This is a genomic window from Prauserella isguenensis, assembly GCF_014191605.1.
Classification (GTDB): domain Bacteria; phylum Actinomycetota; class Actinomycetes; order Mycobacteriales; family Pseudonocardiaceae; genus Prauserella; species Prauserella isguenensis.
This window is the reverse complement of record NZ_JACHWU010000007.1, coordinates 121,077-130,288: the sequence shown is the minus strand read 5'-3', so window position 1 is coordinate 130,288 and position 9,212 is coordinate 121,077. Positions and strand designations below refer to the sequence as shown.

Here is a 9,212-nt window from a genome sequence, read left to right as displayed (position 1 = left end):
GGCGAAATATTCAACACCCCGGAATTCACCGACTCCGCCCTCGGAGCCGAACACCACTCCCAAGAAATCCTCGAACGCTACGCCGACGACAGGCAGCCCGACTCCACAAGAAGCCCGGACCCGACGCACCACCCCGTCACCGACCGGCCCGCCCAACACAACGGCGACCGGGCCACACCACGCTGACCCGTGCCCGCACCCTGGTCGGGGGCGACGGCCCCGGCGAGGACGATCGCGTGAACCTTCTCGGCCGCCGGTCGCGAGAATGCGCCATCTAGGGGACGAGCGCAGCGAATCGCCAATCGAGAACGTCGCGCCGCTCCTGTCCACTGCCGGCAGCCACCCTGGAACGTAGGTGCGCCAACCCCCCGGCGCGCAACGGCTCCAATCGCTCCACGGTGATCGTGCTGCGGAGCGTGTCGCCCTCGTGCACGGGGCCGACATGGTCGCAGCCGTGCCAGCCGGTCACCGTCGCGATACCGGGCAGGGCGCGCGTGACCTGTGCGAACGCGAGTCCGATCGTGTGGCCGCCGTAGACCAGCCGTGTGCCGCCGGCCGCCTCGGCGTCGTGATGAACCTTCGCGACATTGAGCGTGAGTCGGGCCAGCTCCGGCGCACTGGACACGACATCACCACCGCCGACCTCGATGCACTGCCCCTCCACGAGGTCGTCGAACCCAGGCCCGTGGCGCCGCAACGGTTCGAGATCCCAACCGTCCGCCACCCGAGCCAACGGCGCGTGTTCCGAGGTCACGCCGACGCTGTCGAGATCGTCCGCATGGCCTGTTCGCGCGTCCGGATCGCGGGTCGGCAGCATGGCGCAACGCCAGAAGTCGAGCACCGGCCGACCGTTCTGGTCCGAAGTGGTGATGCGCAACGCGGCGAGTCCTGTCGAGCGACGCCCTTCTCGTGGTTGATTCTGACGCAGGGCGACGACTTCCGTCCGTGTCCGCAGCGTGTCACCGAGGACCGGAGCTCGATGGAACACCAATCCGCGGTAGAACAGGTTGGCCTTCACGTGGTGCGTCGCCACCGTGGATTGTCCGATCGCCACGTCCCAGACCAACCCTGGCGAAGCGAGTCCGGCAGTACCGGTGACCGCCGTTGACAGCACATCGTCCAGCGGCAGCATCAGGCGTTCACCGATGATGGACCGATGCGCCTGTGCCAAGCCGGAACTCAGCGTCAGGCCGGGCGCGGCGTCGAAGACCTGGCCGACGCCGAGCTCGTCGAAGTACGGGCCTTCCGCGATCATGCAGTCGTCCATGTCTCACGCTCCAGGTCGTCGGCATCCGATGGTGTGGGAGTCCGGTGACGCCGTCTCAGGCCCGGGATCCGTACTCGCGGAGAAGGCCGCGGCTGATGATCGTCTTCTGAATCTCACTGGTTCCCTCGCCGATGAGCAGGAAGGGCGCCTCCCGCATCAACCGCTCGATCTCGTACTCCTTCGAGTAGCCATAGCCGCCATGAATACGGAACGCGTCCTGGGTCACCTCGGCGCAGTACTCACTGGCGATGAGTTTCGCCATCCCCGCCTCGACATCATTACGCTCGCCGGAGTCCTTCAGCCGCGCCGCATTGACCATCATCACGTGCGCCGCTTCGACCTTCGTCGCCATCTCCGCGAGCTTGAACGCGATGGCCTGATGCTGCGCGATCGGCTTCCCGAACGTCTGCCGCTGTTGCGCGTACTCCACCGCCAACTCGAACGCACGGACCGCGATGCCGCACGCACGTGCCGCCACATTAACCCGGCCCACCTCGACACCGTCCATCATGTGCGCGAATCCGCGACCGGACTCGCCACCCAGGACGCACTCCGGGCCGATCGCGAAGCCGTCGAACACCGCCTCGGTCGTATCGACGCCCTTGTACCCCATCTTGTCGATCTTGCCCGGGATGGTCAGTCCCGGCGCCACCTCGCCGAAACCCTCCGGCTTCTCGACCAGGAACGTCGTCAGGTTCTTGTGTGCCTCGCCGGCACCTTCGTCGGTCTTGGCCAGCAGCGCGATCAGATTGGAGCTGCCCCCGTTCGTCAACCACATCTTCGAGCCGTCGACGACATAACCCTCATCGCCGGTCTTCTTCGCTCGAGTCTTGATCGCGGCGACGTCCGAGCCGAGATCCGGCTCGGACATGGAGAAGGAACCTCGAACTTCGCCGCTCGCCATTCTCGGCAGGAACCGCCGCTTCTGCTCCTCCGTGCCGTGTCGGGTGATCATGTGCGCCACGATGAAATGCGTGTTGATCACACCCGACACGCTCATCCAACCGCGAGCGATCTCTTCGACCACAAGCGCGTAGGTCAGCAGCGACTCCCCGAGGCCGCCGTACTCCTCCGGAATCGTCAGGCCGAAAAGACCCATGTCCTTCATACCTTCGACGATGTCGCTCGGGTAGGAATCTGCGTGCTCGAGCTCTTGAGCATGCGGGATGATCTCTTTATCCACAAAGGATCGTACCGTGGAAAGGATCTCACGTTGCACATCCGTGAGATCGGGGGTCTGCGCCAGCCTGGCCATAGTTTCCTCCCGGAGTTGTCGATTATGGGCCGTGGGAAGCAAGGTCACCGTTGATGATCGACGACGTCGGCCGTGGCGCCGTCGACCCCCGGCGAATCAGCGGCGGGAACGGTCAGCGATCGTCGGGACGTCTCCGGCGCACACCACCCACCGATGAGAGTGATAAGCCCCAGTGCGATCACGTACAGCGCTACCGGCCAGGGCGCGCCACCCGCACTGGCCGACAGCGTTGCGGCGAGGAACGGAGCGAACCCACCGAACACCACCGCGGCCGCCTCCCGGCTGATCGCGGCGCCGCTGTATCGCCCGCCGGTGCTGAACAACTCGGCCAGAAGTACACCCTGGACGCCGAAGGCGATTCCCACGCTGCCACCCTGAGCGACCGCCATGGCAAGCACGGCAAGTCCGGGCTGCCCCGAATCGACCAGCCAGAAGAACGGAAACGCGAAGGCGATGGCGAATCCCGCTCCCGTCATCAGAACGGGACGGCGACCGAAACGATCGGACGCCACACCGGCGAGCGGCGCCGTGACCATGACCGTGACGCCGGCGATCATGAGACCCAACGTCCCGATCCCCGCCGAGTAACCCGACGAGTCCAGATAGGATAGTGCGAACACCTGGTACAGGTGACTTAGTGCGAGCGGCGCGGCAACCAGTGCGGCGACGAGGATCATACTACGCCATTCGGTACGCAACACCGTCCGCAATGACGCCGTCGGCTTCTCCGCAGTGCCGGCGACCTCGTGCTCGAACGCCGGCGTCTCGTCCAAGCGCACGCGGATCCACAGCCCCAATGCGACGAGCACCAGACTCGCGAGGAAGGGAATCCGCCAACCCCAGGACGCGAACTGGTCTTCGGTGGTAAGAGTGGTGACCAACAGCACGGTTGCCGACGACAGCACCATGCCGAGGTACACACCGGCCGCGGAGAGCGAGCCGTAGAGGCCGCGTCGGTTCTTCGGCGCGTACTCGACGGCGAACACCGAAGCACCGCTGTACTCTGCACCGGATCCCATGCCCTGCAGCAGGCGCGCGATGACGAGCAGGATCGGAGCCCATACACCGATCGACGCGTGTGGCGGGATGAGTGCCATCGCCGTCGTCGCCAGGCCCATCAGGAGCACGGTGGCAACGAGAGCGGGCCGGCGGCCGTACTTGTCGCCGATACGGCCGAACACCACCGCGCCGACCGGACGTGCCACGAACCCGGCACCGAACGTCGCCAACGACAACAGTACCGCGACCGCTGGATCGTGCGAGGGGAAGAAGACCGTGTCGAACACCAGCGCAGCCGCCGCACCGAACAGGAAGTAGTCGTACCACTCCAGCGCGGAACCGAGCAGCACAGCGCCCGCGACTCGCCGGAGGACGGTACGACTGGGCGCGGATCCCGCCGCATTCACCCCGGGGGAACGTTTCGGTTCGTCGGACATCGAACTACCTTTCATACACATCGCGCCGCACCTTCGCGCCATACACATCGCGCCATACACATCGCGCCATACACATCGCGCCGTGCCTTCGCGCCGCGAACGCCCTCGCGGGCGCGGTCCGCGCTCGTGCAACCCAGCCGGTACCACCGCGCGCGCACACTCAGCTCGACGAGCAGACCGCACGCGCAGCACATGAGTGGGAGAGCCGATACCGGATCCCGCCCACGCCGTCAGCTCGCTGCTGCCGTCGACGCCGCATGCCGTCGACCACGAGCGGCGCCGACGGCCCACTCCTCAGAACCGCTCGAAGATCGCCGCGAGTCCCTGGCCCCCACCGATACACATCGTCTCCAGGCCGTAGCGGGCGTCGCGCCGGACCATCTCCCTGGCTAACGTGGCGAGGATGCGCCCACCGGTCGCGCCGACCGGGTGGCCCAGTGAGATCCCCGACCCGTTGACGTTCAGCCGCTCGAAGTCCGCCTTGGCGAACCCCCACTCGCGGGTGCAGGCCAGTACCTGCGCGGCGAACGCTTCGTTCAGCTCGATCAGGTCGATGTCGGACAACGTCAGCTCCGCGGCGTCGAGTGCCTTCGCCGTGGCAGGAACCGGTCCGATACCCATCCTCGCGGGCGCCACCCCGCCAAGGCCCCAGGACACGAGCCGCAGCACGGGACGCAGGCCCAGCTCGGCGGCCTTCTCCGGACTGGTCACCACGCAGAGCGCAGCGCCGTCGTTCTGCCCGGAGGCGTTGCCCGCGGTCACCGTCGCCGCGCTGTCGTCGCCGCCCAGTATCGGCCGCAAGGTCGCGAGCTTCTCGACGGTCGTCCCGGGACGTACGTGCTCGTCGGCGTCCACAACGGTGTCGCCTGTGCGGCCCGGGACCGCGACAGGTACGAGTTCGTCGACGAAACGGCCTTCGTGCTGCGCCGCGGTCGCCCTCTCGTGGGAGCGCACCGAGAGCTCGTCCTGTTCGGCGCGCGGGATCGAGTACTCCCGGCGCAGGTTCTCCGCGGTTTCGATCATGCCGCCGGGAACCGGGTGCTGCTCACCGCCGGCCGTCACCCGGCCACGCGCGAGTGCGTCGTGCAGCATCACCCCGGATCCGCCGCGAGCACCCCAACGCATGCGCGTGGAGTAGAACGGCGCGTTCGACATGGATTCGACGCCGCCCGCCAGCACGACTTCGGTCGATCCGGACTGTACCTGCGCTGCTGCATACAGCACGGCCTGCAACCCGGACCCGCAACGCCGGTCGATCTGCAACCCGCTCACGCCGACCGGGAGCCCTGCGTCAAGGGCGGCGACCCGGCCGATCGCCGGTGCCTCCATCGTCGGATAACAGTTGCCCAGCACCACGTCGTCAACGGCGGCAGGGTCGAGATCGGCGCGATCGAGCAGAGAGCGGATCACGGTCGTCGCGAGAGTGTGCGCGGGCACACCACGCAGCGCTCCGCCGAACGCGCCGACCGGAGTGCGCAATGGCTCACATATGACGGCGTCACGCATCGACGGTCCTTTCCCCATCGCGCCCATGCAACGGCGCTGCGGTCTTGTCCCGGACCTCGGCGGCGCTGACCCCCGGAGCCGTTTCGACCAGTTCGAGCCCGGTCGCAGTGACGTCGACGACGGCGAGATCGGTGACGATGCGGGTGACGCACCCGCGCCCGGTGATCGGCAGGTCGCACTGGTCGACGATCTTCGGCGAACCGTCCTTGGCCACGTGTTCCATCATCACGACGACCTTCTTCGCGCCGTGTACGAGATCCATCGCCCCGCCCATACCCTTGATCATCTTGCCGGGTACCGCCCAGTTGGCGAGGTCGCCGTTCGACGCCACCTGTAACGCGCCGAGAACGGCGACGTCGAGCTTGCCCGCACGGATCTGGCCGAAGGAGGACGACGAACCGAAGTACGCCGCGCCGGCGTTGACGGTCACCGTCTCCTTGCCCGCGTTGATCAGGTCCGCATCGACCTCGTTCTCGGTCGGGTAAGGACCGACACCGAGGATTCCGTTCTCCGCGTGCAGGATCACCGTCCGGCCCGCCGGGATGTACCCGGGGACCAATGTCGGCATACCGATTCCGAGATTGACGTAGGCGCCGTCGGGTAGTTCCTGGGCGACCTTGGCCGCCATCTCGTTCCTGGTGAGAGGCATCAGCACACCGTCCTGAACTCGATCGGTTTGTCCACATCGGGCACGTGCAGCACGCGTTCGACATGGATTCCGGGAGTGTGCACGTCGTCGGCGTCGATCTCGCCCGGCTCCACGAGGTGTTCGACCTGAGCGATCGTGAACCGCCCGGCCGCGGCGGCGTCCGGATTGAAGTTGCGCGCGGACCGCCGATAGACGAGGTTGCCGTGCCGGTCGCCCTTCCAGGCATGCACCAACGCGAAGTCGGGTGCCAACGCGCGTTCGAGGACATAGTCGGCGCCGTCGAACGTGCGCACTTCCTTCGGTGGTGACAGCACCGCGACCGAGCCGTCCGGTGCGTACCGCCACGGCAGCCCTCCCTCGGCGACGAGCGTGCCGACGCCCGCGGGGGTGTAGAAGGCCGGGATTCCGGACCCGCCTGCTCGTAACCGCTCGGCGAGTGTGCCCTGCGGCGTGAGTTCCACTTCGATGTCCCCGGCGAGGTACTGCCGGGCGAACTCCTTGTTGTTGCCGATGTAGGAGCCGATCGTTCGACGGATCCGTCCGGCCGACAACAGGGTGCCCAGGCCGAAACCGTCGACGCCCAGGTTGTTCGAGATCGTCTCGAGGTCCCGTGCCCCCTGTTCCAGCAGCGCGGCGATCAGGACGGTCGGCACTCCGCACATCCCGAAACCGCCAACGGCCAACGAGGAACCGTCAGTGATATCGCCGACGGCCTCGGCCGCCGTCGCCACGGTCTTATCCATGTCGGCTCCCGGCGACGGCGTCGGCGAGGTGCTCGGCGAGCAATCCGTTGACCTGCTCGGATTGCTCCACGTTGAGCAGATGCGCAGCGTCCTCGATGACCTCGAACCGGCCCACCGCAGCGCTGTCCGCGATGATCCGGACCATCTGCGGCGGAGTGGCGGGGTCCTCGGCGCCGGCGACGGCGAGCACGGGCACCCGCACCTCGGCGAGCCTGTCACGAACGTCGAAACCCGAGATCGCCTCGCAGCAACCTGCATACCCCTCGGCGGTGGTCGCGCGCAGCATGCTCAGGAGTCGTCGCGCCTCGTCGGTGTCGGAGAAGGACGGCACGTACCAGGTGCCGGGCCGGCTCGCGACCATGGCGTCCGGACCCTTCTCCCGGACGGTCGCGGCGCGCTTCGGCCAGCTCTCGGGATCGGCGAAGCGGGCCGCGGAGGCCATCGCCGCGAGGCTCAGCACGCGCTCCGGATGGTCCAGGGCGACCTGCTGGCCGATGGCTCCGCCGATGGACACCCCGGCGTAGTGAACGCGGTCCATACCGAGTCGATCGAGCAACGCGACGACGTCGTCCGCCAGGCCCCGCATCGTGTAGGGACCGGCCGGTGACGGGCTCTGTCCGTGTCCCGGCAGGTCGAAACGAACGATGCGGTAACGGTCGGCGAGAGCGTCGACCTGGGCGTCGAACAAGTGCAGGTCGGTACCGAGTGACGGACCGAGCACGAGGACGGGAGCTCCGTCCGGCCCGTCGATCCGGTGGTGGAGTGCGGTGGTGGTCACGCGAACTGCCTCCCTGGGTAGGTAGCGGCGGCGGACGCCACGGTGAAACGGCCGTGGTCCCACCCGTCCGCGAGCGGGACGAAGTAGTCGAACGACACCTGCTTGGTGACATAACGCCAGTCGCCGTCGACCCGCCGCAGCGTGTCGGTGTAATGGCCGGCCGCGATGTGCGGGACACCGTCCTGCACGCAGGGCTGCCACAACAGCGACCGTGCCCGCGCCTCGTCCGGGCCGTCGAGAGTGATCTCGAGATTGGTGACGTGATGCCAGAATGCGGTGAGTCCTGCCTCCGCGAGACCGGCGAAGAAGCTGCGCAGTTCGGCATGCCCGCGCGCACGGGACAGGCCCACGAACTCGCCGTCGACCGTGAACAGTGAGACGAGCGTGTCCCAGTCGCCGTCGTCCAGTGCGCGGCAGTACCGCGCGTCCACGTCACGGATCGCCTCCAACGCCTCCAACCGGGCGACCCGATCCAGGAGGTTATCGTTCATGACTTGTCCTCCGCTCGCGTGTGGAAATGGACGGTCACCGGGCCGTCGCCGGGATGGCTGTTCTCGACCCGCAGGGTGCCCGCACCGACGACGTCGACGACGTCGGCACGGCCGTTGACCACGGCGGCGTATCGTCCTGGCGGGGGCAACGCGGTGTCCTCGGTGAGGTCGACGCGGCTTCCCACGCGATAACCGTCGACCCGGTGGGGGCGTCCGAGCGCCTGCGTCGCCGCCGCCAGATCGCCTTCGCGGAGACGTTGTCGGGTGTAGGTCGAGGAGCAGGGAGCGTCCCCGGCGGGCAGCAGCGGAACCGCCGTCACGGAGAAGCCCAGTTCCCCGCCGATCTCGTGCAATGTGTCGACGTTGCCGGCAGCCCTGGCACCGAAGGTGAAGTTCTCGCCCACGACAACCGCACGGGCGTCGAGCCGGTCGGCCAAACACACCGAGGCGAAGTCCTCCGGGGACAGGCCGGCCAGTTCGCGGGTGAAGCGCAACACGCACACGGCGTCGACGCCGGCCGCAGCCGCAAGTTCGGCACGCTGGCCGACACTGCAGAGCGTGGCCGTGTCCTTGGGCAGACCCAGTACCCGCGCCGGATGAGGGTCGAACGTGACCATCACCAGTGGCAGTCCTCGTTGATCCGCGATGCGCCGTGCCTCGGCGATCAGACTGCGATGCCCACGATGCAGTCCGTCGAACACGCCGATCGTCAGCACGGTCGGGCCGAAGTCGACGGGAACCTCGTCGAGGCCGTCCCACAGCATCGACCGGTCCTGCGCGGACCGCAACACGGCGGTCATGACTGTTCCCGCAGGTCGGACGGATGTGTGGCCAGCGGCGTGACGTCGATCTTCATGTACGGGAACAACGGCAACGACGACAGCAGGGCGTGCAGGTCGTCGCCCGATTCCACGTCGAAGATGCTGATGTTCGCGTATTCCCCGACGACACGCCACAAGTGTGGCCAGACGCCGGAACGTTGGAGTTCCAGGGCCCGGGACTTCTCCTCGGCGATGAGCGCCGCACGTCGATCGGGATCGAGGTCGTGAGGGATGGCTACTTCCATGTGGACGTGGAACAGCATCGA

The 9,212-nt window shown here is 67.4% G+C and carries 11 protein-coding genes; 1 reads left to right on the top strand and 10 read right to left on the bottom strand.

What is annotated here, in order from left to right; all coding sequences use genetic code 11:
- On the top strand, positions 1-186 hold a 186-nt coding region (locus tag FHS23_RS22980; RefSeq protein WP_221219892.1), incomplete at its 5' end, for a hypothetical protein.
- 88 nt (positions 187-274) lie between these two features.
- Here FHS23_RS22980 and FHS23_RS20870 read toward each other — a convergent pair.
- The 10 genes from FHS23_RS20870 to catC form a co-directional block, all read right to left on the bottom strand.
- On the bottom strand, positions 275-1,267 hold the full coding sequence (locus FHS23_RS20870; protein WP_221219891.1) for a MaoC family dehydratase: 993 nt from the start codon (positions 1,265-1,267) through the stop codon (positions 275-277).
- A gap of 55 nt (positions 1,268-1,322) precedes the next feature.
- Positions 1,323-2,522, bottom strand: a complete 1,200-nt coding sequence (locus FHS23_RS20865) for an acyl-CoA dehydrogenase family protein (protein WP_183658768.1) — start codon at positions 2,520-2,522, stop codon at positions 1,323-1,325.
- Positions 2,523-2,566: 44 nt separating this feature from the next.
- Positions 2,567-3,958, bottom strand: a complete 1,392-nt coding sequence (locus tag FHS23_RS20860) for an MFS transporter (protein WP_183658766.1) — start codon at positions 3,956-3,958, stop codon at positions 2,567-2,569.
- Positions 3,959-4,252: 294 nt separating this feature from the next.
- Positions 4,253-5,464 carry an acetyl-CoA C-acetyltransferase gene (locus FHS23_RS20855; RefSeq protein WP_183658764.1) on the bottom strand — a complete coding sequence of 404 codons (1,212 nt, stop codon included), beginning with the start codon at positions 5,462-5,464 and terminating at the stop codon, positions 4,253-4,255.
- On the bottom strand, positions 5,457-6,113 hold the full coding sequence (locus FHS23_RS20850; protein WP_183658762.1) for a 3-oxoacid CoA-transferase subunit B: 657 nt from the start codon (positions 6,111-6,113) through the stop codon (positions 5,457-5,459). The genes FHS23_RS20855 and FHS23_RS20850 overlap by 8 nt, the downstream gene beginning before the upstream one ends.
- Positions 6,113-6,856 (bottom strand): CoA transferase subunit A, encoded by a 744-nt coding sequence (locus tag FHS23_RS20845; RefSeq protein WP_183658761.1) that lies wholly within the window; start codon positions 6,854-6,856, stop codon positions 6,113-6,115. Before FHS23_RS20845 ends, FHS23_RS20850 begins: the two co-directional genes overlap by 1 nt.
- On the bottom strand, positions 6,849-7,634 hold the full coding sequence (gene pcaD / locus FHS23_RS20840) for a 3-oxoadipate enol-lactonase (RefSeq protein WP_183658759.1): 786 nt from the start codon (positions 7,632-7,634) through the stop codon (positions 6,849-6,851). The genes FHS23_RS20845 and pcaD overlap by 8 nt, the downstream gene beginning before the upstream one ends.
- Positions 7,631-8,125, bottom strand: coding sequence for a nuclear transport factor 2 family protein (locus tag FHS23_RS20835; RefSeq protein WP_183658757.1), 495 nt, complete (start codon positions 8,123-8,125; stop codon positions 7,631-7,633). Before FHS23_RS20835 ends, pcaD begins: the two co-directional genes overlap by 4 nt.
- Positions 8,122-8,925: an adenylyltransferase/cytidyltransferase family protein gene (locus FHS23_RS20830; RefSeq protein ID WP_246382519.1), complete on the bottom strand. Its 804-nt coding sequence runs from the start codon at positions 8,923-8,925 to the stop codon at positions 8,122-8,124. Before FHS23_RS20830 ends, FHS23_RS20835 begins: the two co-directional genes overlap by 4 nt.
- Positions 8,922-9,209: a muconolactone Delta-isomerase gene (catC, locus tag FHS23_RS20825; RefSeq protein ID WP_183658755.1), complete on the bottom strand. Its 288-nt coding sequence runs from the start codon at positions 9,207-9,209 to the stop codon at positions 8,922-8,924. The genes FHS23_RS20830 and catC overlap by 4 nt, the downstream gene beginning before the upstream one ends.
- Between the last annotated feature and the right edge of the window lie 3 nt (positions 9,210-9,212).

Coding starts and splice junctions, on each gene's coding strand:
- FHS23_RS20870 (WP_221219891.1), bottom strand. CDS start 1,267: ATGGACGACTGCATGATCGCGGAAGGCCCGTACTTCGACGAGCTCGGC.
- FHS23_RS20865 (WP_183658768.1), bottom strand. CDS start 2,522: ATGGCCAGGCTGGCGCAGACCCCCGATCTCACGGATGTGCAACGTGAG.
- FHS23_RS20860 (WP_183658766.1), bottom strand. CDS start 3,958: ATGTCCGACGAACCGAAACGTTCCCCCGGGGTGAATGCGGCGGGATCC.
- FHS23_RS20855 (WP_183658764.1), bottom strand. CDS start 5,464: ATGCGTGACGCCGTCATATGTGAGCCATTGCGCACTCCGGTCGGCGCG.
- FHS23_RS20850 (WP_183658762.1), bottom strand. CDS start 6,113: ATGCCTCTCACCAGGAACGAGATGGCGGCCAAGGTCGCCCAGGAACTA.
- FHS23_RS20845 (WP_183658761.1), bottom strand. CDS start 6,856: ATGGATAAGACCGTGGCGACGGCGGCCGAGGCCGTCGGCGATATCACT.
- FHS23_RS20835 (WP_183658757.1), bottom strand. CDS start 8,125: ATGAACGATAACCTCCTGGATCGGGTCGCCCGGTTGGAGGCGTTGGAG.
- FHS23_RS20830 (WP_246382519.1), bottom strand. CDS start 8,925: ATGACCGCCGTGTTGCGGTCCGCGCAGGACCGGTCGATGCTGTGGGAC.
- catC (WP_183658755.1), bottom strand. CDS start 9,209: ATGCTGTTCCACGTCCACATGGAAGTAGCCATCCCTCACGACCTCGAT.